Here is a 24,885-nt window from a genome sequence, read left to right as displayed (position 1 = left end):
AACAGGTGGCCCGTAACCGGCCCTTGGCGGTTATCGTGGTACGGAAGCTTGCGGTCACAACCTGGTAGGGGGAAACCGTGGCGCTGAAGCCTGAGCCGACCACGCCGTTCCACTCGGTGCAGTACGCCCTGCGCGTGCTCGAAACGGTGTCCCGGCACGGCGGCGGGGTCACCGACGTCCAGATCGCGCGCGAGACCGGGCTGCCCACGGCGCACCTCACCCCGCTGCTGCGGATGCTGCGCCGCGAGGGATACGTGGAGCAGGTCGCCGACGGCGCGTACATCGTGGGGGACTCGCTCGTCCTGCTGGGCTCGGGCGTCACGCGCCGCGAGGCCCTGGAGGCCAAGCTGCAGGAGACCCTCACGGAGCTGCGCGACTCGGTCGGCGCCGCCGTCTACATCAGCCGGTACATCGACGGCGAGGTCAAGATCACGCAGATGGCGGACGGCCCGCACACCCCGAAGGTCAACGAGTGGGTGGACTTCCGCTCCGCCGCGCACGCCAGCGCGGTGGGCAAGTGCCTGCTGACCCAGCTCGACCAGAACGGCCGGCGCGACCACCTCTCCCGCCACAAGATCGCCCGGCTGACGTCGCGGACGATCACGAGCGAGCGGGTGCTCTTCTCCAAGCTGGACAGCCAGCCGCCCACCGTCCCCGTCCTGGACCTCCAGGAGTACGCCGTGGGCACGGTCTGCGCGGCGGTCCCCCTGACGGCCGGGTCGTCGGTCGGCTGTCTCGCGCTGTCGCTCCCCATCGAGCACGCCCACCGCCTGCGCTCGGCGGCCGACACGCTCAACCGCAAGGCGGCACCGGTGGTGCTCTCGCTGGCGCTGTAGACGCGCCGGGGCGCCGCAGGCGTGCGGCGGGTTTCAGGCGCGCCGGGGCGCGCCCGCGGACGCGCGCCGCCCGCGGGGCAGCGGGCAGCGGGCAGCGGGCAGCGGGCAGCGGGCAGCGGGCAGCGGGCAGCGGGCAGCGGGCAGCGGGCAGCGGGCAGCGGGCAGCGGGCAGCGGAGGCCCAACGGCGGGGCGCCCCCTAAACCTCCCCGGCCCCCGATGTGAGCCGGATCACGGCCGCGCGGTCGGAAGCACCCCTCGGACCAGGTAGTATTTACTCCGTCAGCAGGCGCCGCTAGCTCAGTTGGTTAGAGCAGCTGACTCTTAATCAGCGGGTCCGGGGTTCGAGTCCCTGGCGGCGCACAGACACGGGAAGGCCCCTCGCGGAAGCGAGGGGCCTTCCCGCATGTCCGGCGCGTCCGCCCGTCCCGCCGGGTCAGGCGCCCTCGGTCCGGGCGCCGTGCCCCGTGTAGAAGGCGACGGCCAGGTCCTTCACCAGGGCCTTGCGCTCGTAGTCGTCCAACTCCATCAGGCCCCGTTCGGTCAGCCGGTGCACCATGTCGTCCACCGCGTCCACGACCGAGGTGAGGACCGCGTCCCGGTGCTCCGCGTCGATCGCCGCGATCCGGCGGCGGCGCATCGCGGACGCGATCTCCGGGGCGTACTCGATCCGCGTCGGCTGCGCCGAGAACACCTCCACGCCGACCGGGGCGCACTCGACGGACACCGTCCGCGTCAGCGCCTCCCCCACCGACTCGGCGTCCCGCAGCGTCGGCGTACCACCGCCCACCTGGAACGCGTCGGCCGGCAGCTGCGACACCACCCGCGCCAGCGCCGCCTCCACCTGGTCGCGCAGGTACTCCTCGTGGTCGGCGACCGCGAGCGCCGCCCGAGCCGTGTCACCGACCCGCCACACCACCAGGACCACCACCCGCAGGGCGGTGCCGTTCGCGTCGACCGCGGGCAGCGGCTCGCTGCGCCAGTGACGCAGCCGCACGTCGACGCGGCGACGCGCCAGCGCCGGGTTCAGCCACAGGAGGCCCGTACGGCGGACCGTGCCCCGGTAGTCACCGAACAGGGTGAGCACCCAGGCGTGCCCGACCCGGCCCCGCACCAGCCCGCCGAACGCGAACAGCGCCAGCAGCAGGCCGCACACCATCAGGGCGGACGGCCCCGCCGTCAACCCCGCCGGCGGCACGTCCGGCAGGCCGAACACCCGCCCCACCAGCTCCGGCAGGGCACCCGCCCACCACAGGGCCAGACCGCACGCGACCAGCGCCGCGGCCCCGGCGAGCACGCCCGCCCAGCCGGGCAGCACCGCCCCGGGCCGCTCGGCGAGCCGCGGCTCGGCGTCGGGTACGGGACGCGCACGGCGCCGGCCGACCGGCGTCACCGCAGCGTGCCGTCCCCCACGCCCGGGCCCGGCCGCCCGCGACGCCTCGGAGCGTCGCGGCGTGACACTCACGGCCGCGAGGGCGCCGGCCCGCACGGTGACGGCGGGATCCGACTCGGCCCCGCGCTCCTCGTGCGGCACGGCATCGGACCGGCGCGGATCACCGTCTTCCGGCCGCTGACCCCAGGAGGGGGCGGAGCCTACCCCGGAGTGCGCGCCGTACGGGGGCGGCTCGGCCGTCGCCCCGCCCCACGCCGGGGCGGCCCCGGCGGCGGCGGAGTCCCGGGCCCCGCCGGGGTGAGGCCCGAAGCCGGGCCCCTCCACGGGGCCCGGGACGTCCGGGGCATCCGGAGCGTCAGGGGCGTCCGGGGCGATCCGGACGGACGCACGGCTCTCGGCCCCGCCCTCCGAGGGGACGCGGGCGCCGCCCGCGGCGACTGCACCGGCGAGCGCCGCCGCGTCCGCGGACCGGTCACGGGTGGTCGCCGTCTCCCGGAAGGCCGGGACCTCGACCGCCGGGGCGACCTCCGGCACGTCTGCACTCCGCTCACGCCTGACGGGCGCCTCCGGGTCTTCCGGGGCGTCGACCCCACGGGTGAACGGCCAGGTGACGCCCTCCACAGCGGGCCGCCCCTCGGACACCCCCTCCGGCACGGCCACGCTCCTCGCCGCGCGGGCACTCGGGCCGGCGGGCGCCTCCGACGCGGAGGCGGGTCGGTCGTGGGGCGCTGTCGGGTCCCCGTCGGTCGGGGCCTGCGCCACGCGGGCGGGCGGGGCGGTCGCGGCATCCGCGACCGGACCACCGGTGGACACCCCCTCCGGCACGGCCACGCTCCTCGCCGCCCGGACACCCGGGCTGACGCGCGCCTCCGGCGGGGATGCGGGTCGGTCGTGGGGCGCTGTCGGGTCCCCGTCGGTCGGGGCCTGCGTCACGCGGGCGGGCACGGCGGGCGCGGCATCCGCGACCGGACCACCGGTGGACACCCCCTCCGGCACGGCCACGCTCCTCGCCGCCCGGACACCCGGGCCGGCGGGTGCCTCCGACGCGGAGGCGGGTCGGTCACCGGCGGTCGGCAGTTCCGCACCGGCCACACCCTTCGCCGCCCGGACACCCGGGCTGACGGGCGCCTCCGGCGGGGATGCGGGCCGGTCGTTCGGGGCCGGCGGGTCCCATCCGGTCGGGGCCTGCGCCTCACGGCCGTGTGGGGCGGTCTCCGGCACGGCGGCCGGGTCGCTGCCGGGTGCCATCGGCTCCCGGCTCGTCGCGGCCGATGCTGCCGGGGCCGCTGCCGGCTCGGCGGCGCCCGTCACGCCCTGCGGCGCCGGTGCCGGCGCCGGTGCCGGGGTGGGCGTCCAGCGGTCGGTGGGTGGCGTTGTCGCAGCCACGTCCTGCTCCTCCTGTGCCGCATGGGCGGTCGGGCCGACCGGGGGCGTCGGCGGTGCCGTGGGCCGCGGAGGCACGTTCGTGTGCGGGGCGGATGCCTCGACCGCATGGGGGAACCAGCCGGTCAGGGCGTCCGCCGGAGCCGGGTCCGCAGCCACTGCGCGCGGGCCGGCCACACCCGCCGCCGGCGGGGTGGAAGCGCCGGTGGGCGTTTCCGGCGCGGCTGCGGGCCGGTCGGCCGTCGGGGCCGCCGCTGCCGGGCGTCCGACCCGTACCGCCGCGCCTCCGCGCAGGGACTCCGCGGGAGTCCGCAAGGACGGGCCGCGCCCGGTCGGTGCCCCCGCGGGGCGCTCGTCGCGGACATCGCTCCTGGCTCGCTGCGCCGCTTCGGGGCCGGGCACCGCTTCGGGGCCGGGTGCCGCCGCCGGCGGGTGGCTGACGCGTACCCCCTCCGCGGACGGGTGCAGCGACTCCGCCGCTGCCCGCGGGGACGGGTCGCGCCGGGTGGGCGTACCCGCCGGGTCCTCGCCGCGTACGTCGTCCCCGCTCGCCGCCCGGGCGGTCGACGCGGCGGGCGCCTCCGGCACCGCTGCGGGCCGCTCGGGGGCCGGGGCCGCCGCTGCCGGGCTTCCGGCGCGTACCTCCGTACCCCCGCCCGGCGACTCCGCGGGCGTCCGCAGCGACGGGCCGCGCCCGGTCGGTGTACCCGTGGGACGCTCGCCGCGTGCGCCGTCACCCCTGCCGGGGGTGGAGCGGGCCGCGGACGGGCGGAGGAAGTCCGGCAGGCGTCGGGCCGTACGGGCGGGGCCGGGGGCCGGGGTGTCGCCGGGCGCCGGGCGGTTACGGTCCGGCCGCCGGAGCGGGGCCGTCGCGGGCGGCGCGGTCGGCGCCGGTCCGGCCGGGGTCTGCCCCGCAGGCGCAGGAGGCGCGCCCGGAGCAGGCGCCTGCTCCGGGCGGGCCGGGGTCGTCGCGGGGCGGGCCGGGGCCGACGCAGCAGGAGCCGGGGCCGGTTCCGGGCGGGTGGGGGCCGTGCCCCGGGGCCGGGACGCGGTCGGGGGCGGCGCGGGCGGGGACGCCGGCGGGGTCGTGGCCGCCGGCGGGGTCTGCGCCGTCCCGGCCGCCGGGCAGGCCGGTGTCGACGTCGGCCGCGCCGGGGGCGGGGCCGGGCGGGCCGCGCCGGCCGCCGGGGGCGGGGCCGGGCGGGTGTGCTGGGGGTGGGGCGTCGGGGTGAAGCGGGGTGGCCTGCGGGTCGTCGTCTCGGGGTTCAGCAGGTCCGGGAGGTACGGGTCCGGGGCCGCGGGGGGCGGGGCGTCGAGGAGCATCCGCGCGCCGTGGCCCAACAGGTCCGGTACGTCCGGCTCGGGCGGGGCCTGGTGCTCCGCGCGGAAGAACGGGTGGGCCGGGACGGGGCCGGTGGTGTCCGGGCCGCTCAGGGGGGCGCGGCGGGCCGGCGCGGGTCCGTCCGGGGGTGCCGCCGTGTCGGGTGCCTTCTCACGCTCGTGGTGCTCGGTCATCGGAAGAGCCGCCTCCATGTCTCCGGGCCCGGGTAGCCGTCGGCGGCGCCGCCGCGCCAGCCCTGGGCGCGCTGGAAGTCCTGGACGTTGCGCCGGTCGGCCTCGCTCCAGCGCGCGCCGGGGCCGTGGGTGTAGTGCTTGCCGTGGCCGCGCTTCACCAGCTGGCGGCCCAGCGTCTCGATGTGCTTGCCGGACCGGCCCGGGCGGAAGTGGGCGCGCCCGGGGTAGGGGGGCGCCGTCGCCCGGCCCCCGCCCGGTGGGATGTCCCGGCCGCGGCCCGTGGCGAGCAGGCGCCAGGTGTGGGGGCCGGGCAGGCCGTTCGCCTCGGCGCCCCGCCAGCCCTGCGCCAGCTGGAACGCGCGCGTCGCCCGCCGGTCGGCCTCGCCCCACCGGGGGCCGGGCCCGCCGGTGTAGAAGCGGGCGGCGCCGCGTGCGACGAGCATCCGGCCGAGCCGGGTGACGTGGTGGTTGTGGGCGCCCGGGCCGAAGTGGCCGGCGCCCGGGTAGGCGATCGCCGCGGGGGCGCCGCCGGCGGACGTGAGGCTCGCGGGCGTGACGCCGGACGCCGCGACGAGGCCCAGGTAGCGGTAGGCGACGTACCGATCGGAGTTGGTCCAGTACGCCAGCGGGGTCGCCTGGCGGCGGGTGTGCGGCTTGGTCTGCTCGTACGCGGTGTAGTGCGTCCGCTTGTGGTCGGTCCAGCCGCCGAAGAGCGTGACGTGCGAGCCCTTGGTCGGATTGTCGGGGTTGTGGAAGAGGAGCATGTCGCCCGGCTGGAGTTCCGCCCACGCGATCTTCTGGCCGAAGCGGTGGAGGCTGCCGGTCCACTCGTTGGCGGGCAGGTTCCACGCCATGGAGACGTAGCCGGAGCAGTCCTGCCGGTAGCCGTCCGTCCAGTACTTCTCCATGGAGTACGGGACCTTCGCCGTGACCCACCGCTTGGCCCGGTTGATGATGTCGGCTCGAGTGGACTCGGGGAGCTGCCGCACGGAGACGGGCCCGGTCGTCGGCCCCGCCAGCGGCCGGCCGTGCAGTCCGGCGGTGCCGCCCTGCGGGGTGTCGCCGTCCGCCGCGTGGCCCGCCGGGCCCGCGGGCAGCGCCGGGAGGAGCGGGTGGCCGGCGGGGTGGACCGCGCCGCCCGCCGTGGTGGCGCCGCCGCCGAGGACGGCCCCCGCGGCGGTGGCCAGCACGAGGGCGCGGCGGGCGCCGTGGGCGGCCGGGTGGCCCCCCGCGCGCACGGCCGGGCGGAGCGCGTGCTCCCGCCGCTGCCGGGCGCAGCCCGGGCAGGGGCAGTCGGCGGCGGGCGCGTATTCCTCGAAGACCGGGACGGTCATACGGTTCCCCTCCACACTGGGCAAGATCTCTCCGTACTGGTGCACACGCGCCAGCCTCCCAACTGTCCGGACGACTCGTATTTTGACGGTCAAAAGGGAAAAAACGACCATCCGACAGGCGCATCGGGGCGGAAAATTCTCGACCGGCACCCGGCGGGCGGTCGGGAGCACTCCGCGGCGTCGGGTAGAGTTGTGCAGGTCAGCAGGCGCCGCTAGCTCAGTTGGTTAGAGCAGCTGACTCTTAATCAGCGGGTCCGGGGTTCGAGTCCCTGGCGGCGCACGCAGGGTCGAGGCCCCCTCACTTCGAGTGAGGGGGCCTCGGTCGTTCCCCCACACGGCCCGCACGCGCCCTCGCACCCTCACCCGCCCGGGAATCGCACACACATCCGGGTATGCTGCTTTTTCACCCTTGCGGACACGAATGTGCTCGTCCACGCTGTGTTCCAGCCGTGACCCCCGCGGCTGACCTGAGGGGGGTGGCAGGTCACCGGCGCGTCCCGTCCGCCGTCCCGGCTCCCGGGCACGGGGGTGGCCGCGCCGTGACCGGTCAGCAGCGACGCGCGTGCGGGGGGATGGCCCATGACGTGGACGCCGACGGGCGCCCGGCAGGACGACGACGCGTCCCCGGCCCCGCCCCCGCGACCGCCCCGCGGGACGGTCCGCGCCCGCGACGCGCCCGGACCTCCGCCCCGGTACGACTACGAACACCACAGCCGGCTCGCCGGGCCCCTCACCCAGCCCGACCCGGCGGCGGGACCCCACCGGGTGCGCTACCGCCCGCTGCTCGCCGCGGAACCGCACCGCGTGCGCGCCGCGCTCCTGCTCTGCGCCGCCCCGCTGGTCTCGCTCGGGCTGTTCGGCTGGCTCGTGCAGCCCCGCCACTGGTCCGCCGGCGGACCGCGCGCCGCCGACGGGCGCCTGCTCGTCCTCGACCTCGTCATGCTCGCGTCGATCGGCCTGATCGAACTGTTCCGGACGCTGAACGTCCTGTCGATCGCCCACGCCACGCTCGTCGCCCGCGACCCCGTGCCCGTGGTGCCCGAGCCGGGCACCCGCGTCGCCTTCCTCACCTCCTTCGTCCCCGGCAAGGAACCCCTCGCCCTGGTGACCCGGACCCTGGAGGCCGCCGTACGGGTCCGGCACCGCGGCGTGGTGCACGTGTGGCTGCTCGACGAGGGCGACGACCCCGACGTCCGTCGGGTCTGCGCCCGGCTCGGCGTGCGCCACTTCTCCCGCCGGGGCGTCCCCCGCTGGAACCGGCCCGCCGGCCCGTACCGCGCCCGCACCAAGCACGGCAACTACAACGCCTGGCTGGAGGCGCACGGCGCCGGCTACGACCTCCTCGCCTGCGTCGACACCGATCACGTCCCGCTCCCCAACTACCTGGAACGGATGCTCGGCTACTTCCGCGACCCCGACGTCGCCTTCGTCGTCGGCCCGCAGGTCTACGGCAACTACGACGCCTTCGTCACCAAGGCCGCCGAGTCCCAGCAGTTCCTCTTCCACGCCCTCGTCCAGCGCGCCGGCAACCGCTACGGCGCCCCCATGTTCGTCGGCACCTCCAACGCCGTGCGCGTCAGCGCCCTGCGGCAGGTCGGCGGACTGTACGACTCGATCACCGAGGACATGGCGACCGGCTTCGAGATCCACCGCCACCGCAACCCCGCGACCGGCCGCCCCTGGCGGTCCGTCTACACCCCGGACGTGCTCGCCGTCGGCGAGGGCCCCACCTCGTGGACCGACTTCTTCACCCAGCAGCTGCGCTGGTCCCGCGGCACCTACGAGACGATCGCCCGCCAGTACCGCGCGGGCTGGGGGACGCTCCGGCCCGCCCGGCTCCTCCACTACACCGCGCTCATGGCCTTCTACCCGACGGCCGCCCTGAACTGGCTCCTCGCCGCCCTCAGCTGCGCCCTCTTCCTCGGCGCGGGCGCCTCCGGCGTACGGATCGACCCCGTCGTGTGGACCATGTTGTACGGCAACGCCTCCGCGCTCCAGCTCGGCCTGTACGTCTGGAACCGCCGCCACAACGTCTCCCCGCACGAACCGGAGGGGTCCGGCGGACTGGCCGGCATGGTCATGTCCGCGCTCTCCGCGCCCGTCTACGCCCGCTCGCTGGTCGACGCCGTGCTCCGCCGCCCCAGCACCTTCGTGGTGACCCCCAAGGGCGACTCCGCCAGCCCCGACACGCTCCTCGGCACCTTCCGCACCCACCTCTGCCACGCCCTGGTCTTCGGCGGCTGCCTCGCCGCCTCCACCGCCACCGGCCACCACCACCCCACGATGACCGCGTGGGCCGCGCTCGCCCTGGTCCTCTCGCTGGCCCCGGTCGCCGCCTGGCGCTGCTCCGCGCACGCCGCCCGCCGCGACCGGCGGCGCGCACGGCGCCGCGCGGCCCGCACCGCCGCACGCCCCGCCCCGCCGCCCCGGACGCGGCCCCGACCCCACCCCCACCCCCGGCCCCGGCTGCGGCCGGGGCCGGGCTGGGCGGTGGCCGGGGACGAGGGCCCCCACGCCGCCCGGGGAGGCCGCGACCGATGAGCGCCCCGCCCGTACGGCCCCACCACCGCAGGAACCGGGCGCGCCGGCTCCTCGCGGCGGCCGCCGTGACCGCCGCCGTCGCCGGGATCAACGGCCCCGCCCTCCACCGGTACGGCACCGAGCGGTACCAGGCGTACGCCGTCGACCGGCCCGCGTACAAGGCCGACCACGGCCACTGGGACCTCCTCGACGTCCCGGCCGGCGTCCGCGTCAACGCCATCCACGCCGCGCTCCTGCACACCGGCAAGGTCCTGCTGATCGCCGGCTCCGGCAACGACCGGCGGAACTTCGACGCGAAGCGGTTCGAGTCGCTCCTGTGGGACCCGCGCACCGGCCGCTTCCGCAAGGTCCCCACCCCGGCGGACATGTTCTGCTCCGGCCACACCCAGCTCCCCGGCGGCAGGCTGCTCGTCGCGGGCGGCACCAAGCGGTACGAGACGCTGGAGGGCGACGTCACCCGCGCCGGCGGCCTGATGATCGTCCACAACGAGGACCCGGACAAGCCGGTCACCCTGCCCGCGGGGACCCACTTCACCGGTCGGGCCACCGGCAGGACGTTCGTGTCGCGGGACCCGGTCCTCGTCGAGCGGGCCCGGAAGGTCTTCGACCGGCGCACCGGCCGGTTCCTGCGCACCGAGGCCGGGCTCGGCCGGATCTACGTCGAGGCCCGGCGGCCCGGCAAGCGGTACGCGACGGGCGCCGAGGACACCTACCGCGTCCACGGCCTCACCGGCGACGACGCCCGGAACGTCTACGGCACCGCCCAGAAGCTCGCCCTGGACAAGAAGGACTTCCAGGGGATCCGCGACGCCTTCGAGTTCGACCCGGTCGCCGAGCGGTACGTCCGGGTCGACCCGATGAACGAGGCCCGCTGGTACCCGACCCTCACCCCCCTCGCCGACGGCACGGTCCTCGCCGTATCGGGTCTCGACGCGATCGGGCAGGTCGTCCCGGGCAGGAACGAGGTCTACGACCCGGCCCGGCGGACGTGGACGTACACGCCGGCCGAGCGGCGCTTCCCCACCTACCCCGCGCTGTTCCTCCTCGACGACGGCAGGCTCTTCTACTCCGGGTCCAACGCCGGCTACGGGCCCGCCGACGTGGGCCGCACGCCCGGGGTGTGGGACGTCCGCGGCAACACCTTCCGCGAGGTGCCCGGACTGGGCGACCCGCACCTGATGGAGACCTCCGCCACCGTCATGCTGCCGCCGGCGCAGGACCAGCGCTTCCTCGTCGTCGGCGGCGGCGGGATCGGCGAGTCGCCCGAGTCCAGCGCCCGCTCCCGTCTCGTCGACCTGAAGGACCCCTCCCCCCGGTTCCGCGACGGCCCCACGCTGGAGCGGGGCACCCGCTACCCGAGCGCCTCCCTCCTCCCCGACGACACGGTGCTGGTGACCGGCGGCTCGGAGGACTACCGGGGGCGCGGCGCGTCCGACATCCTCCAGGCCCGCACCTACGACCCGCGGACCGGACGGTTCCGGCGGGTGGCCGACCCCCGCGTGGGCCGCAACTACCACTCCGGCTCGGTGCTGCTGCCCGACGGGCGCGTCATGGTCTTCGGCTCCGACCCGCTCTTCGCGGACCGTGACGGCACCCGGCCCGGCACGTTCGAACAGCGCGTCGAGGTGTACAGCCCGCCCTACCTCTTCCGGGGGCGGCGGCCGCAGCTGCTGTCCGCGCCGCGGCGGATCGTCCGCGGCGGCCACGCCGTGCTGCGCACCCCGGACGCGGAGCGGGTGCGGACCGCGCGGCTCATGCGCCCGAGCGCCGTCACGCACGTCACCGACGTCGACCAGCGGTCCGTCGCGCTGATGGTCGAGCGGACCGGCCCCGACGCCCTGCGGGTGACCGTGCCGGCCAACCGCGCCCTCGTCCCCTCCGGGTACTACATGCTGTTCGTCGCCGACGGGCGCGGCACACCGTCGGAGGCGGTGTGGGTGGAGGTGCCGTGAACGGCCCGGAGGACCGAGCGGGGCGGCGGGTGCGGTGGCGGGTGCCGCGGGCCGGGGGCGTCGCGGGGTCGGGGGCGTTTGTCGGGGCGGACGTCGCGGGGGCGGGGACGTTGTGGGACCCGGGCGTCGTAGGCCGGGCGACGGGTGCTGCGGGGCAGGCGTCGCGAGCGGGTCGCGATGGGTGCGGCGGGTGCGGCGGGGCGCGCGGCGGATCAGCGGGCGTTGCGGGCCAGTTCCAGGGCGTACGGCGCGAACCACTCGCCCGCCTGCGGGCCGCCCCGGCACGGGCCGTCCGACTCGCCCGGTCGCTTGACCCACAGGTGGGCGTCGACGAGCGGGTCCCCGGTCCGGGTGGTCGGCGGCTCCCCGAGGGCCCTGCCGGGCGGGTTGCACCAGTCGCCCGCCGGGTCGCCGCCGGCGTACGGGCCGTTGCCGTTGCGGCCGGTGTCGATGACGAAGTGCTTCCGACCGGTCAGCGCGGAGATCCGGCGCCCGTACGCGCGGGAGGCCGCCGTGGTGTGGAAGTTGGCGACGTTCACCGCGAAGCCGTCCGCGTCCGCGAGGCCGGCGCGCCCGAGCGGGCCGGGCAGCGCCTCGGGGCGGCTCCAGCCCGGATTGCCGGCGTCCAGGTAGACACGGGTGTGCGGGAGCCGTGCGAGCCGCCGCACCGCGCCGGCGAGGAGCGCGTACCGCTCCTCGTGGTACCGGCCCTCGGTGCAGCCGTCGACCAGGTGCATCACGGCGTCGGGCTCCAGGACGACCGTGGCGGGCCGGTCGCCGACGCCCCGGGCGACGGCCTCGATCCACGCCCGGTACGCCGCGCCGTCGGCGGCGCCGCCCGCGGAGTGCTGCCCGCAGTCGCGGTGCGGGATGTCGTAGAGGACGAGGAGGGGGTGGCGGTCGGCCCGGGCGGCGGCCGTGGTGACCCGGCGGGCCTCGCCCTCGGGGTCGTCGGTGCCGATCCACACGCCGGTCGGCCGGGAGGCGATCCGGTGGACGAGGGCGGCGGCGCGCGCGTCGCCGGCGCGGCGGTGGCCTGCCGCGCGGCGGGCCGCGTTGCCGTCGGGGTCGACCCAGAACCGGTCCGCCGTCCGGGCCGGCCGGTCCGGACCGGTACCCGGCCCCCCGTCGCGCCCGCCGTCCCCGCCGTCCCCGTCGGACGAGGTGCAGGCGGCCACGAGCAGGACCGCCACCGCCCCCACCGCGGCCACGCCCGCCCGGACGTAGCCGCCGCGACTGCCGTACATCGACTCCCCCTTGGGTGCGTCTGACGACCCGTTCGGCGGCCATCCTGGCACAGCGGGGGCGCCCCGGACCCCGCCGGTCGCGGCGCCCGCCGGGCGAGCCGCCGGAGAGCCGCGGGGCGGGCCGGCAGGGAGCCGCCGCGCGGGCTGACGGGGAAGGCCGCGCGGCCTGCCGGGGGTGGCCGGGCGGGCCTGCAGGGGGTCGCCCCGCGCGCCACAGGGAGCCGTAGGGCGAGCCGCCGAGGGGCGCGGGAGCCGGCCGCGCGGCCTGCGGGGGGCGACCGGGCAGGCCGGCAGCACACCGCCCGCACGCCGAAGGGGGACCGCCGCGCGGGCCGACCGGGGTTCGGGAGGCAGCCCGCGCGGCCTGCCGGGGGGCGGCGGGGCGGGCCGACAGGGAGCCGCCACCCCGCGCGCTGAGGGCGAACCGCCGCGCGGGCCGACCGGGGTTCGGGAGGCAGCCCGCGCGGCCTGCCGGGGGGCGACCGGGCAGGCCGACGGCGAACCGCCCGCACGCCGAAGGAGGACCGCCGCGCAGGTCCGCGGGCGGGAGGGGCGCGGGGGATCAGCGCACGGCCGTCAGGTACGCGGAGACCACGACGTTCGCCGTGTACGTCTGCGTCGCCCGGTCGAAGGTGCCGCCGCAGGTGATCAGGCGCAGCTCGGCCCGGGACGGGTCGCGGGGCCCGTACGCCTGGTGGGGGTCGAAGCCGTGCCGGGACAGCACGCGCACCTCCTCCACGGTGAACTCCGCGACGGAGCCGTCGGCGCGTCCGACGCGGACGAGGGCGCCGGGACGCACGGTGCGCAGGTGGTGGAAGACGGCCGGGCCGGTCTCGGTGTCGACGTGGCCGACGAGGAGCGCGGCGCCCCGCTCGCCGGGCCGGGTGCCGGCGGCGTACCAGCCGACCGTCCGCGGCATCTGGAAGGGCGGCGGCTCGACCGCCCCGGTCTCCTCCAGGCCGCGCGGGACGACCGGGGACTCCACGCCGAGCGACGGGACGTCCAGGCGGAGCGGCCGGGCCGGCCCGACCGGTTCGTGCGGGGGTGGCAGGGGGACGCCGCGGGGACGGCCCACGGCGGCCACGTCACCGGTGGTCGGGGCGGACAGACCGCCCTGGCCGGCGGTGACCTCCTTGCCCCACAGCCACATCAGGACCAGGACGAGCGCCCAGATCATGCCGACGAAGAGACGACCGCTGCCCGTACCGGAGGTCGCGCCGCCCGGCACGGTCAGTCCGTTCCGGGTTCGCTGCGCCGGCGCGTGGAGCGCACGGCGACGGCGACGGCGGCGACCGCGGCGAGCGCCAGGCCGACCAGGGTGTGACGGGTCCCGGGGCCCTGCTCGGCGACGCTCGGCGCGGCCGTGAGGGGCGCGGCCACGGCGCCGCCGCCCCCGGCGCGTACCGGGGCGTGGGGAGTGGCCGGTGGGTCCGGGGAGACGTGGACGCGGCCGGCGTCGCGGTGCTCGCGGCCGGCGCAGACGACGGTGAGGGGGTGGCTGCCGGCGGCGAGGCCGGAGCGGATGGTCGTGTCGCCGTACAGGGGGCCGCCGTCGCCCTTGCCGCCCCCGCGGTCGGCCGGACCCTCCGCGCCGCCCGTACCGCCCGTACCGCCCGTACCTCCGGGGCCACCCGTCCCCTCCATCCCGTCGGTGCCGCCCGCGCCCGTCCCGCCGAGGCCGCCGAGGCCGCCGGTGACGCCGGACAGCTCCGCGTCGGCGACGAAGGCCGGGGAGCGGACCGTGCCGCCCGGGCCTGCGCAGCCCTCGACGCGGAGGTCCACGTCGCCGCCGGGCGCCGTGGTCGCCGGGATGACCACGGCGGTGACGCGGGCACCGCCGTCGCCGGCCGGGTCGCCCGCGGGGGCGGCGGCGAGGGCGGTCGGAGCGGGGCCGGTGAGGGACAGGGCGACGACGAGGGCGGCGGCCGCCCCGGCCGCGGGACGGACTGCAACCAGTCGTGGACGCATCGTGAACCTCCTGGGGCAAGATTCACCCCGTTCGGCGCACCGCGCATCCGCAGCGGTCGCCCACCCGGGGCCTACCGGCCGGTAGACCCCCGGTGACCTGGGGGCTTGGCGCGCCGTGGGCTCAGACGCGTTCGACCAGATCGGCGATGGAGTCGACCACCGACGACGGTCGGAACGGGTAGCGGTCGATGTCCGCCGGGGTGGTGAGCCCGGTCAGGACGAGGAAGGTCTCCATGCCGGCCTCCAGGCCGGCGAGCACGTCGGTGTCCATCCGGTCGCCGATCATGGCGCTCGTCTCGGAGTGGGCGCCGATGGCGTTGAGGCCGGTGCGCATCATCAGCGGGTTCGGCTTGCCCGCGAAGTACGGCTCCTTGCCGGTCGCCTTGGTGATCAGCGCGGCGACGGAGCCGGTCGCGGGCAGCGGGCCCTCGGTCGACGGGCCGGTCTCGTCGGGGTTGGTGCAGATGAAGCGGGCACCGGCGTTGATCAACCGGATCGCCTTGGTGAGCGCCTCGAAACTGTAGGTGCGGGTCTCGCCGAGGACGACGTAGTCGGGGTCGTGGTCGGTGAGGACGTACCCGATGTCGTGCAGGGCGGTGGTCAGTCCGGCCTCGCCGATGACGTACGCGGTGCCGCCGGGGCGCTGGTCGTCGAGGAACTGCGCGGTGGCGAGCGCGGAGGTCCAGATGTTGCGGACCGGCACGTCCAGGCCCATGCGGTACAGCCGGGCGTGGAGGTCGCGGGCGGTGTAGATGGAGTTGTTGGTCAGGACGAGGAAGGGCCGCTCGGTGTCCCGCAGTTTCCTGATGAACGCGTCGGCACCGGGGATGGGGACGCCCTCGTGGATGAGGACGCCGTCCATGTCGGTCAGCCAGGATTCGATCGGCTTGCGCTCTGCCATGGGGCGGGACTCCTGCCGTACAGATACCGCGTGTGTGCTGGGGCGCCGCGACAGCGCTGTGGCGGCGCCCCCAGCGTAGTCACGATGTGCGGATCTCGACCCCGTCGACCACCCAGTACCAGTTGTTCGACCCGGTGTAGTGGAAGCGGAAGGAGACGGCGGAGGCCCCCGCGGGCACGTCGACGGTGAGCGCCTGCGGCTGGGCGACCGTGTCGGCGGTGTACGCGCGGACGAGGACGGGGGTGCCGCCGTTGAAGGAGGCGAGGACCTGCGCGGTCTGGCCGGCCTCCTGCCGGTAGTGGGTGGTGAAGCGGAGCGTGACCCGCCGCCGGCCGGTCACGTCGTACGCGGGGGTGACGAGCGTCGACTCGAACCGGCCCGAACTCGCCTTGTCGGCCCACTCGTCGGAGTCGGCGACGGCGAACACGCCCCGCGCGCGGACGTTCAGCTCCCGCCACTGGTCGCGCTGGGTGCGGGACCAGAAGTCGTCGGTGGCGAAGGTCCAGCCGCGCCACTCGGCGACGCCGCCGGTGCCCATGGCGCCGCCGACGACCGACCAGCCGCCGGGCGGGGTGTGCGTGTGGCCGAGGACCCCGGCCGGGATGCCCGTCTCGTCGACTCGGCCGGACAGGGAGCCGTACAGGGTGTCGAAGGGGTCGGTGGAGCGCTGCTGGATCGGGCGGCCGTCCAGCCCCCAGGACGGGTCGGGGGTGATGCCGAGCTGGTGGAAGACGGTCGCGGCGACGTCGACCAGCCGGGTGTCGTGCGGGCGCGCGCCCGCGGCGATGCCCGGCCCGGTGGCGAGGACGAAGGTGGACCGCTCGGGGATGGAACTGCCGCCGTGGCCGCCCGCGTCGAGGTGGCCGTGGTCGGTGCAGACGATGACGGTCCAGCGTTCGGCGGCCCGGGTGGGGCGGGCCTCGATCGCGGCGAGCATCCGGCCGAGCTGGGCGTCCTGCACGGCGAGGGCGTCGAGGTAGCGCTGCCCGGTGCCGTGGGAGTGCGCCACGACGTCGGTGTTGCCGAGGTAGACGAAGGCCACGTCGGGGTTCTGGTCGCGCAGGACGGAGACGCTGGTCGCGGTGATCGTCTCGTCGTGCCCGACGTAGCCGTCCCGGTCGCCGTCCAGGACGACCTTGGCGTCGGCGCCGGCCGTGACCGTGCCGTGGGTGTCGAGCGGCTTCCAGTCGACCGCGGCGTACAGGGACAGCTGGGGGCGGACCTGGTGGAGGCGGGCGAGGAAGCCGGGGTAGCGGCCGTGGTCACGGCCGACGAAGGAGTTGTCCCGGACGCCGTGCTTGTCGGGCCACACCCCGGTGGAGACCGTCGACCAGCCGGGGCCGGAGGAGGTCGCGGCCATGGGGTTGGCGTAGAGCAGCGACGTGCCGAACGTGCCGGCCGCGCGCATCGCCTTCAGGTGCGGGGCGGTCGCGGCGTCGATGCGGTCGTGGCGCAGTCCGTCCATGCCGACGACGAGCACCTTGTCGGCGCTCGTGCCGGCGGGCAGCTCGGGCGCGGCCACGGCCGCCGCCCGGGCGGGGACGGCGGCCGCGACGCCCCCACCGGCCGCACCGGCGGTGACGGCGAGGGCGGCGGACGCGGTGAGCACGGTACGGCGGGGTATGCCGGCGGTCGGCACGGTCTCCTCCAGGGGGTCGCGACGGTACGGGGGTGCGGGGTGGTGCTGCGGGTGCGGGGCGGGGGATGCGCGGTGGTGCCGGGTGGTGGTGCGGGGCCGGCCGGTGTGTCCGGCGGGCCGCGGAGCGTGCGGGTGCGGGCGGGGCGGCGTGCGGGTGCGGAGAGCGGCGTGGCGGCGTGCGGGTGCGGGTACGGAGAGCGGCGTGGCGACGTGCGGGTGCGGGTGTGGCGCGGGCCATGGTTGCGCCGGGAGGCCGCGGAGACCAGGTACGCGCGGTGAATTCCTGACGGACGATCAGCTTCCGCGCGATGGCCCCGCCCGCACGGAGCGCCCTGCGCACCCCCTGTCGACGGGGGACGGGAGGTCCGCCATCCCCGGCCTCGGCGGCGCCTCGCGAGGCGACCGGCCACTACGGCCGGCGAACTGCCGCCCACGGCGCACGACCTGCGGACCGGGCGGCCGGTCGGCGACGACGGCGGTCAACCGGTCCGTCAACCGGTCCGTCGATCGGTCGGTCGGTCGGTCGGCAACGAGGGCGGCCGGCCGGCGAGGGCGGCCGGCCGGCGACGGGGAAGGCCGGCGATGGCGGAGGCCGGTCCGCGACGACCGAACGGCCGGGGCGGCGCCGGGCCGGCGGGGCAGTGACGGTGCCGGGGCGGCGGCCGGTCAGCGGCGGTGGTGGCGGCGTGTGAGGTAGACGGCCGTCGCGCCGAGGGCCACGCAGGTGGCGGCCACCGCGGACAGGGGGACGACGTGCGCGGCGGCGCGGCGGCCGGTGCTGGCCAGTTCCTCCGGGAGGATGCCGGGCGGCCGTTCCGGGGCGACCAGGGCGAAGCGGTAGGACGGGGAGGCGCCCACCCAGTCGCCGTCGTCGCCCCTGCGCTGTACGACGGCGGCGTGCGCGGTCAGCTCGTCGAGGCGGGCGTCGGCGGCGAACGCGAGGTGGACCGGCACGCGGACGGTGCCGCCGGGCGGGACGGCGAAGCCGGCGAAGGCCCGGTCGGTGTCGTCGTCGAGGACGGCGACGATCTCGTCGTGGTCGGTGTGCTCGACCCGCACGGGGCGGGGGCGGCCGCCTGGCGCGGTGGAGAAGCCCAGTCGGACCTGCGCCGGGGTGAGCGTGCCGGACGTGTCGGCGACGACGATCACCGGGTGGATGTTGCGGCACGGGTGGCGCGTGGTGTTGGTGAGGTCGACGTACCAGGTGCTGGGCGCCGCGCCGGGGTGGTACGCGGCGGGGCCCGAGACGATGCGGGTACGGAGGGGGAAGTCGCGGGCGGCCGTGTCGCCGCAGCTCGGTTCGCGGCCGGCGACGGTCACGTCGCCCGGCGGGCGGCCGGTGACGGCGACGTCACGGGGCGACTGCGCCAGGGCGAGCGCGGGGCCCGCGACGACCGCCGCCGCGGAGACGGCCGCAGCCGTGGCGGCCAGGGCGGTGCGCAGTCGCATGGGAGGGCCTTTGCTGCTCGCCGACGGTCGTCCCCACAGGTCTCCCACCGCGTCCCCCGCGGCCCCCGCCCGTACGGCGGGAACCGCCCGAACAGCGCAACGGTCAGCGGCCGAACAGCGGGGCGAGGACCAGTTGGGCCGCGCCCTCGGCGACCAGGTGGGGCGTACCGGTGGCCAGGGCGACCGGTACGGGCGGCTCGCCCGCGCGGCGGGCGCGGTCGGCGAGGGCCGCGCCGACGCCGCGCAGGAAGGGCCTGGGCGCCGCCGCGACCACGCGGCCGCCGAGCAGGACGCGGTCGACGTCCAGCAGCCCGGCGAGGTTGGCGGCGCCCGCGCCGAGCACGCGCGCCGCCTCGTCGAGGTCACCGCGGGCGACGGCGGCCAGGCACAGCGCCTCCAGGCAGCCGCGCCCCCCGCACCCGCACACCGCGCCGTCGAGCTGCACCGTCTGGTGGCCGAACTCCCCGGCGCCCGTGCGCGCGCCCCGGTGGAGGACGCCACCGAGGACGAGCCCCGCGCCCAGCCCCGTACCGACGTGGAGGTACGCGAACGAGGCGGCCCCGTCCTCGGGCGGGGCGCTCGCGCCCCCGTCCCGTGCGGCGCCGGGCGCGACACCGGGCCCGCCGGGCGCGACACCGGGCCCTTCGAGTGCGGCGCCGACCCGGTCGGGCACGACGCCGACCCGGCCGGGGGCCTCGCCGACCCGGCCGGGGGCCCCGCCGACCCGGCCGGGGGCCTCGCCGGGCCGGCCCGGGGTCCCGCCGCGCCCGTCCGGGACGCCGTCCCCCACTTCCCCGTCGCCGTCCCCCGCCTCCCGGTCGTCGTCCGCCCGTAGGGCGAGGGCCAGGGCCGCGGCGTTCGTGTCCTTGTCGAGGGCCACCGGCACGTCCTGCCCCAGCCGCTCGGCGAGGGCACGGCGGGCCGTGTCGCGCAGCGGGAAGCCGTCCCACGCGGGGAAGCCGGTCACGCGGTGCGGCACCCCCGCGGTGTGGTCGAGCGGTCCGGGCATGGCGATACCCACGCCCGTCAGGGTGCCGTCCCGGCGCAGGGCGGCCACCTCCTCGACGGCCGCCGCGAGGACCGCCCCGGGGCCCTCGCCCAGGTCCAGGGGCCGGGTGCGCGCGGCGACGGTGGCGCCCGCCAGGTCGAGGAGGACGGCGGTCAGCTCGTCCCGGTCCAGGTGGAGGCCGACGGCGTGGGCGGCGTCGGGGACGAGCCGCAGCAGCGTGCGCGGCTTGCCGCCGGTGGGGGCGCCGCGCCCGGCGTCGGCGGCCATGCCCTCGTCCCGGAGCCGCGCGGTGATCTTGCTGACGGCCTGCGGGGTGAGCCCGGTGCGCTCGGCGAGCTCCAGGCGACTGACGCCGGCGGCGCCGGCCGCGCGCAGCAGGCCTAGGACGCGGGCGGTGTTGTGGCTGCGCAGGCCGGAGAGGTTCACCCGGCCATTCTGCGGGCCCGGGTTGCGGTAACGCAACAGTGTTGCTTAAGTGGCGGGCATGAGCACTCCACCTCCGCTGCGCGTCGGACTCGTCGGCTACGGCCTGGCGGGTTCCGTCTTCCACGCCCCGCTGATCGCCGCGACCGAGGGCCTGGTGCTCGACACGGTCGTCACCTCGAACGAGGAGCGGCGCCGGCAGGCCCGCGACACCTTCGCCGACGTCCGTCTCGCCGGGTCGCCCGACGAGCTGTGGGACCGGGCGGACGAGCTGGACCTGGTCGTCGTCGCGTCCCCGAACCGCACGCACGTCCCCCTCGCGACCGCCGCGCTGGAGGCGGGTCTGCCCGTCGTGGTCGACAAGCCCGTGGCCGGTACCGCGGCCGAGGCGCGTGACCTCGCGGCGCTCGCCGAGCGGCGCGGCCTGCTGCTCTCCGTCTTCCAGAACCGCCGGTGGGACGCCGACTTCCGCACGCTGCGCGCCCTGCTGGACGCCGGGGAGCTGGGCGAGGTCCAGCGCTTCGAGTCCCGCTTCGAGCGGTGGCGGCCGCAGCCGAAGGGCGGCTGGCGCGAGTCGGGCGCGCCGGAGGAGATCGGCGGCCTGCTGTACGACCTGGGCAGCCACGTCGTGGACCAGGCGCTGGTCCTGTTCGGTCCCGCGGTGCGGGTGTACGCGGAGGTGGACGTGCGGCGGCCGGGCGCGGAGGCGGACGACGACACGTTCGTGGCGGTCACGCACGCGAGCGGGGTCCGCTCGCACCTGTACGTCAGCGCGACGACCGCCCAGCTGGGCCCGCGCTTCCGGGTGCTGGGCTCCCGCGGCGGCTTCGTGAAGTACGGGCTCGACCCGCAGGAGGCGGCCCTGCGGGAGGGCGCGCGGCCGGTGGCCGGCGAGCCCTGGGGCGTGGAGCCCGAGGCGCTGTGGGGCCGGGTCGGCGCGGGCGAGTCGCCGCTGACGGGCGGCGGGCGGCCGGTGCCGACGCTGCCGGGCGACTACCCGGCGTACTACGCGGCGGTCGCCGCCGCGCTGCGGGACGGCACGCCCCCGCCGGTCACCGCCGGGGAGGCCGCGGCGGCGCTCGACGTCCTGGAGGCCGCGCGCCGCTCGGCCCGCGACGGCGTGGCGGTGGCGCTGTGACCGCCCCGACCGTCGCCGAACTGGTCGAACAGCAGGCCCGGCTGGCCCTCCCCCGCTTCACGCACGACGACGCGTGGCGGCTCGGCACGATCCTCGTCGACCTGGCCCGCGAGCGGAACGCCCCGGTCGCCGTCGACGTGCGGCGGGGCGCGCAGCAGCTCTTCCACGCCGCCCTGCCCGGGTCGAGCGCGGACAACGACGCCTGGATCGACCGCAAGCGCCGCGTCGTGGAGCGGTACGCGGAGAGCTCGCTGCTGGTCGGTACGCGCTTCCGCGCCAAGGGCGGGTCGTTCGACACGGACTCCCGCCTCGACCGCGACCGGTACGCGGCCCACGGCGGCTCCTTCCCGATCACCGTGGCGGGCGCCGGTGTCGTCGGTGCGGTCACCGTCTCCGGCCTGCCGCAACTGGAGGACCACGCGCTGGTGGTGGAGGCCCTCGAACGCCTCCTCGCCGGCGCCTGAGGGGCGCTCACGCCCCACCGGACCGGCGGGCCGCCCTCCCCCCGGGGGCGGCCCGCCCCGGCCGGCACCCGCCGCGCGACCCACCGTCACCTCCCGGCACGACGCCGGGTCACCTCCCGGAACGCACGCGGCGCGGCCCGCCGGCACGTCCCGGTACGGCCCCGGCCCCCCGGCGCGCGGTGGTGGCGGGCGGGCCGACGGGCCGGCCTGCGCGCGTCAGGCGTCCTTCAGCTCCTGCCGCTGCCGTCCGAGCCCGTCGATCTCCAGCTCCACCACGTCCCCGGCCCGCAGGTACGGCTTCGGCTCGGGCTGCCCCATGGCGACGCCCGCGGGCGTTCCGGTGGTGACGACGTCGCCCGGGCGGAGCGTCATGAAGTGGCTGACGTAGCGCACGACCTCCCCGACGGGGAAGATCTGGTCGGCGGTGCTGCCGTCCTGCCGCAGCACGCCGTTGACCCACAGCCGCAGCCGCAGGGCCTGCGGGTCGGGCACCTCGTCGGCGGTGACCAGCCAGGGGCCGAGCGGGTTGAACGTCTCGCAGTTCTTGCCCTTGTCCCACGTGCCGCCGCGTTCGATCTGGAACTCCCGCTCCGAGACGTCGTGGCCGACCGCGTACCCGGCGACGTGGGACAGCGCGTCCTTGGCCGACTCCAGGTAGCGGGCGGTGCGGCCGATGACCACGGCGAGCTCTACCTCCCAGTCCGTCTTGCGGCTCCCGCGCGGGACGAGGACGGTGTCGTACGGGCCGACGACGGTGTCGGCGGCCTTGAGGAAGACGACCGGCTCGGCGGGCGGCTCGGCGCCGGTCTCCCGGGCGTGGTCGAAGTAGTTCAGCCCGATGCACACGACCTTGCCGATCCGGGCGACCGGCGGCCCCACCCGCAGCCCGGTCGCGTCCAGGGCGGGCAGCACGCCCGCGCCCGCCGCGGCCCGCACCCGGTCCAGCGCGCCCGCGTCCGAGAGCAGGGCCCCGTCCACGTCCGCGACGAGCGCGGACAGGTCGCGCAGGGTGCCGTCCGGGTCGAGCAGGGCGGGCCGCTCGGCACCCGCCGGTCCGACACGCAGCAGCTTCATGGTCAGTCTCCCGGTGGTCGAGGGTGATCCCCGGCCGATGGGGTGCGGCCATCGTCAGGTTTGGCTGATCCTCCAAGAGACCGGACCACTCCGCAAGCCCGTGTTCACGTACTGGACCGGTCGCGCCCGCGCTCCGGCCGGTGGAGGACCGCCCGCTCGGCGGCGCTCCACGTCGTACTGGTCACGACGTACAGCGCCGCCGCCAGCGGGACGACGGCGACGGTCACGAGCGTCCCGAAGGACAGCAGCGGCGCCACCCGGGCCACCGCCGCCGCGCCGGGCAGCCCGGCGTCGGCCCCGGCGTCACCTCCGGCGGCGGCGAGCTGCGCCCTGGTCGTCCGGTACGTCCAGGTGGCGACGGCCGCGACGAGCGCGAAGAGCGCCAGGTAGACCAGCCCGGCCCTCCCGAACGCGCCGCCCTGCGCGAGGGCGTCGACCCACCGGCCGTCCAGCGGCGCCCCGAGGAAGGGGCCGCCGACCCGGCCGGGGCCGGAGAAGAGGTGGTAGAGCAGGAAGAACACGGGCAGCTGGAGGAGGCCGGGCAGGCACCCGGCGAGCGGGGACACCTTCTCCCGGGCGTGCAGCTCCAGCACGGCCCGCCGCAACCGCTCCGGGTCCCTCGCGTACCGCTTGCGCACCGCCGCGACCTGCGGCGCGAGCCGGGCGCGGGCCCGCTGCCCGCGCGCCGAGGCGAGCGCCATCGGCAGCAGGGCCGTGCGGACGAGGAGGGTGAGCAGGACGATCGCGGCGGGGGCCGTGACCAGCCCGGAGAACCACGCGAAAAATTCCGTGAAAGCAGACAAAGGGGACCCCTGGGTCGTCGTCATCCGTCGTTTCGTCGTACCGACGGGCAGGCCGGAGTGGTGCCGGGGCGGCCGGGGGCCCGGGTGCTTCGCACACCCGGGCGGCGCGGCGGGCCCGGTCGTCGTGCCGGGAGGACCGGCACGCGGCGCGGCGGGACGGGAGGACGTACGACGTACGGGGAGAGGTGGAGCGCGTCCCCGGTTACGCGTGCGCGACCGCCGCCGGACGGCGGTGGCCGGGCGCCCGGGGCCGCCGACGCCCGGAGGCGTCGGGGTCGCGCTGCGGGAGGAAGGCCGTGCGCCGGTCCCGCTCCCGCAGGGCGGTGCGCACCCGGGTGGGCGGCACGGCCGGCACGCTGCGGGCGGCGACGACGGCACACGCGACGAGCGCGGCCGCCACGAGGGCGACGGCCGGGAGCGACGGGCCGTCGGCCAGGAGGACGGCTGCGAGGAGGAGGGGCAGGAGCAGGCGCATGAGCGTTCCGTACACGCTGCCTCCTCTCGCCTGATCCGGCTCTTCTGCCCGTCACCGTACAGGAGTTCACCGGGCCGGCGGCAGGCCGCACGTGTCACGGAACCGTCCCGGAACCCCACCCCGCGCACCCCCCGCGACGGCGTCGCCGCCCGGTCCGCGCACAACCCCGCCGGAGCCGCGCCGTACGGCAGTACGGTGGTGACCATGCGCCTCGACACGCCTGCTGACCACACGAACGAAGCCGAGCGCCTGCTGCGCACCGCGGAGCAGTACCCCGGGGACCGCGAGCCGCTCCTCCTGAGGGCCGCCGCGCACCTGGAGCTGGCCGGCGACCGCGCCCGGGCGACGACGCTCTACGACACGCTGCTGTCCACTCCCCCGGCCCCGGAGGACCCGCACCTGGTGCGGGCGCTGAAGGCGGCGAACCTGTGGGAGTACGGGCACGAGGCGGAGGCCCGGGCGATCATCGCGGGCCTGCGGGCCACGGCGCCCGAGTCCCCGTCCGCCTGGGAGATCGTCGGGGAGGCGCTGGAGGCCCACGACGAACTGGAGGCGTCGGAGGAGACGTTCTCGACGGCGGTGAAGGCCCTGGTGCCGCTCCCCCACGAGCAGGAGGTGCCGTACGCGGCCGTGTCGCTGCTGGTCTCCCGCCACCGGGTGCGCCGCCTGCTGGCGCGCGAGCACGACGACTGGGACGTCCTGGCGGACCGGCTGCACACGGGCACCGTCCCGCTGGACGAGCTGCACGACCCGAAGCGCACGTGGGCGCTCGGCTCGTCGGACCCGGCCGAGCTCCAGGCGGAGATCACCCGGCTGCGCAGCGAGCTCGGCTCGTACCGCACGGCGCTGTCGCGGCCGTTCCCGGTCGCGGTGCTGCTGTGGCCGCGCGAGGAGCTGACCGAACTGCTCACCGCCTACCCGGAACTGGAGGCGGAGTACCCGACGTACGACGCGCACCTCACCGACCTGGAGGCGTCGCTGCGCGAGCTGGCCGCCGCGGGCACGCCGAACCTCGGCGTCGTCCGGGGCACGGTCCCGTCGTACGAGGCGTTCGCCGCGTCCGAGGGCGCGTCGCCGGCCGACGCCGACCTCCTCCCCCAGTACGCCACGACCCTGGCCGCCCGGGGCCGCGCGGTGCCGTGGCCCCCGCAGCGCACGGCCCCGTGCTGGTGCGGCTCGGGCGGCCCGTACGCAGACTGCCACGGCAAGGAACTGCCGTAGCGCGGCGCGGACGGGACGGCGGCCGGGCGGAAGCCGGGCGGGGCGGGTCCCGGACGAGGGCGGAGGCCGGCGGAGGCCGGGCGGGACGGGGCCGGGCGGGTCCCGGGCGAGGGCGGACGGCG

The 24,885-nt window shown here is 77.3% G+C and carries 18 protein-coding genes and 2 tRNA genes; 8 read left to right on the top strand and 12 right to left on the bottom strand.

The annotated features are described in order from the left end of the window. The first annotated feature begins 77 nt into the window (after positions 1-77). Positions 78-836, top strand: coding sequence for an IclR family transcriptional regulator (locus ACF053_RS06140; RefSeq protein WP_391952766.1), 759 nt, complete (start codon positions 78-80; stop codon positions 834-836). A 287-nt stretch (positions 837-1,123) separates the two neighbouring features. Next, a tRNA-Lys gene (locus ACF053_RS06135) sits at positions 1,124-1,197 on the top strand. A 73-nt stretch (positions 1,198-1,270) separates the two neighbouring features. On the opposite strand, the gene ACF053_RS06130 is transcribed toward ACF053_RS06135, so the two are convergent. Together ACF053_RS06130 and ACF053_RS06125 are read right to left on the bottom strand one after the other, a co-directional pair. Beyond that, positions 1,271-2,227, bottom strand: a complete 957-nt coding sequence (locus ACF053_RS06130) for an SPFH domain-containing protein (protein ID WP_391952765.1) — start codon at positions 2,225-2,227, stop codon at positions 1,271-1,273. Between the two features lie 2,894 nt (positions 2,228-5,121). Beyond that, positions 5,122-6,459 (bottom strand): peptidoglycan-binding protein, encoded by a 1,338-nt coding sequence (locus tag ACF053_RS06125; RefSeq protein WP_391952764.1) that lies wholly within the window; start codon positions 6,457-6,459, stop codon positions 5,122-5,124. A gap of 206 nt (positions 6,460-6,665) precedes the next feature. On the opposite strand from ACF053_RS06125, the gene ACF053_RS06120 reads away from it, so the two are divergent. The 3 genes from ACF053_RS06120 to ACF053_RS06110 all read left to right on the top strand — a co-directional run bounded on the left by ACF053_RS06120 (position 6,666) and on the right by ACF053_RS06110 (position 10,952). After that, a tRNA-Lys gene (locus ACF053_RS06120) sits at positions 6,666-6,739 on the top strand. A 299-nt stretch (positions 6,740-7,038) separates the two neighbouring features. After that, positions 7,039-9,000 (top strand): glycosyltransferase family 2 protein, encoded by a 1,962-nt coding sequence (locus tag ACF053_RS06115; protein WP_391952763.1) that lies wholly within the window; start codon positions 7,039-7,041, stop codon positions 8,998-9,000. After that, entirely contained in the window at positions 8,997-10,952 is a 1,956-nt protein-coding gene (locus tag ACF053_RS06110) for a galactose oxidase-like domain-containing protein (protein WP_391952762.1), read from the top strand. Before ACF053_RS06115 ends, ACF053_RS06110 begins: the two co-directional genes overlap by 4 nt. A gap of 212 nt (positions 10,953-11,164) precedes the next feature. Here ACF053_RS06110 and ACF053_RS06105 read toward each other — a convergent pair whose 3' ends face one another. The 7 genes from ACF053_RS06105 to ACF053_RS06075 form a co-directional block, all read right to left on the bottom strand. Continuing rightward, a complete protein-coding gene (locus ACF053_RS06105; RefSeq protein WP_391952761.1) occupies positions 11,165-12,199 on the bottom strand; it encodes a glycoside hydrolase family 6 protein in 1,035 nt (344 codons plus the stop codon). Positions 12,200-12,761: 562 nt separating this feature from the next. Then, positions 12,762-13,376 (bottom strand): class F sortase, encoded by a 615-nt coding sequence (locus tag ACF053_RS06100; RefSeq protein WP_391953192.1) that lies wholly within the window; start codon positions 13,374-13,376, stop codon positions 12,762-12,764. Between the two features lie 53 nt (positions 13,377-13,429). Continuing rightward, positions 13,430-14,167, bottom strand: coding sequence for a hypothetical protein (locus ACF053_RS06095; RefSeq protein ID WP_391952760.1), 738 nt, complete (start codon positions 14,165-14,167; stop codon positions 13,430-13,432). A gap of 121 nt (positions 14,168-14,288) precedes the next feature. Continuing rightward, the gene (locus ACF053_RS06090) at positions 14,289-15,068 is read right to left on the bottom strand and encodes an HAD-IIA family hydrolase (protein ID WP_228977078.1); all 780 of its coding nucleotides are present in this window, start codon (positions 15,066-15,068) and stop codon (positions 14,289-14,291) included. Between the two features lie 79 nt (positions 15,069-15,147). Continuing rightward, entirely contained in the window at positions 15,148-16,707 is a 1,560-nt protein-coding gene (locus ACF053_RS06085) for an alkaline phosphatase family protein (protein WP_391952759.1), read from the bottom strand. 666 nt (positions 16,708-17,373) lie between these two features. Then, complete coding sequence (locus tag ACF053_RS06080; protein WP_391952758.1) at positions 17,374-18,156, bottom strand: hypothetical protein; 783 nt, start codon at positions 18,154-18,156, stop codon at positions 17,374-17,376. 103 nt (positions 18,157-18,259) lie between these two features. Then, positions 18,260-19,591 (bottom strand): ROK family transcriptional regulator, encoded by a 1,332-nt coding sequence (locus ACF053_RS06075; RefSeq protein ID WP_391952757.1) that lies wholly within the window; start codon positions 19,589-19,591, stop codon positions 18,260-18,262. A gap of 58 nt (positions 19,592-19,649) precedes the next feature. Between ACF053_RS06075 and ACF053_RS06070 the strand changes: the two genes are divergently transcribed. Together ACF053_RS06070 and ACF053_RS06065 are read left to right on the top strand one after the other, a co-directional pair. After that, positions 19,650-20,726 carry a Gfo/Idh/MocA family protein gene (locus tag ACF053_RS06070; RefSeq protein WP_391952756.1) on the top strand — a complete coding sequence of 359 codons (1,077 nt, stop codon included), beginning with the start codon at positions 19,650-19,652 and terminating at the stop codon, positions 20,724-20,726. Continuing rightward, positions 20,723-21,190 carry a heme-degrading domain-containing protein gene (locus tag ACF053_RS06065; protein ID WP_391952755.1) on the top strand — a complete coding sequence of 156 codons (468 nt, stop codon included), beginning with the start codon at positions 20,723-20,725 and terminating at the stop codon, positions 21,188-21,190. Before ACF053_RS06070 ends, ACF053_RS06065 begins: the two co-directional genes overlap by 4 nt. 216 nt (positions 21,191-21,406) lie before the next feature. Here ACF053_RS06065 and ACF053_RS06060 read toward each other — a convergent pair whose 3' ends face one another. The 3 genes from ACF053_RS06060 to ACF053_RS06050 all read right to left on the bottom strand — a co-directional run bounded on the left by ACF053_RS06060 (position 21,407) and on the right by ACF053_RS06050 (position 23,542). Then, positions 21,407-22,264, bottom strand: a complete 858-nt coding sequence (locus ACF053_RS06060) for a fumarylacetoacetate hydrolase family protein (RefSeq protein ID WP_391952754.1) — start codon at positions 22,262-22,264, stop codon at positions 21,407-21,409. A 104-nt stretch (positions 22,265-22,368) separates the two neighbouring features. Continuing rightward, on the bottom strand, positions 22,369-23,067 hold the full coding sequence (locus tag ACF053_RS06055; protein WP_391952753.1) for a YidC/Oxa1 family membrane protein insertase: 699 nt from the start codon (positions 23,065-23,067) through the stop codon (positions 22,369-22,371). 202 nt (positions 23,068-23,269) lie between these two features. Continuing rightward, the gene (locus ACF053_RS06050) at positions 23,270-23,542 is read right to left on the bottom strand and encodes a DUF6412 domain-containing protein (RefSeq protein ID WP_391953191.1); all 273 of its coding nucleotides are present in this window, start codon (positions 23,540-23,542) and stop codon (positions 23,270-23,272) included. Between the two features lie 204 nt (positions 23,543-23,746). On the opposite strand from ACF053_RS06050, the gene ACF053_RS06045 reads away from it, so the two are divergent. Next, positions 23,747-24,763, top strand: coding sequence for an SEC-C metal-binding domain-containing protein (locus ACF053_RS06045; protein ID WP_391952752.1), 1,017 nt, complete (start codon positions 23,747-23,749; stop codon positions 24,761-24,763). Positions 24,764-24,885 lie beyond the last annotated feature (122 nt).

It is taken from the genome of Streptomyces kanasensis (assembly GCF_043077165.1).
In the GTDB taxonomy this organism is placed as follows: Bacteria; Actinomycetota; Actinomycetes; order Streptomycetales; family Streptomycetaceae; genus Streptomyces; species Streptomyces changanensis.
This window is presented reverse-complemented; position numbering and strand designations above follow the sequence as displayed.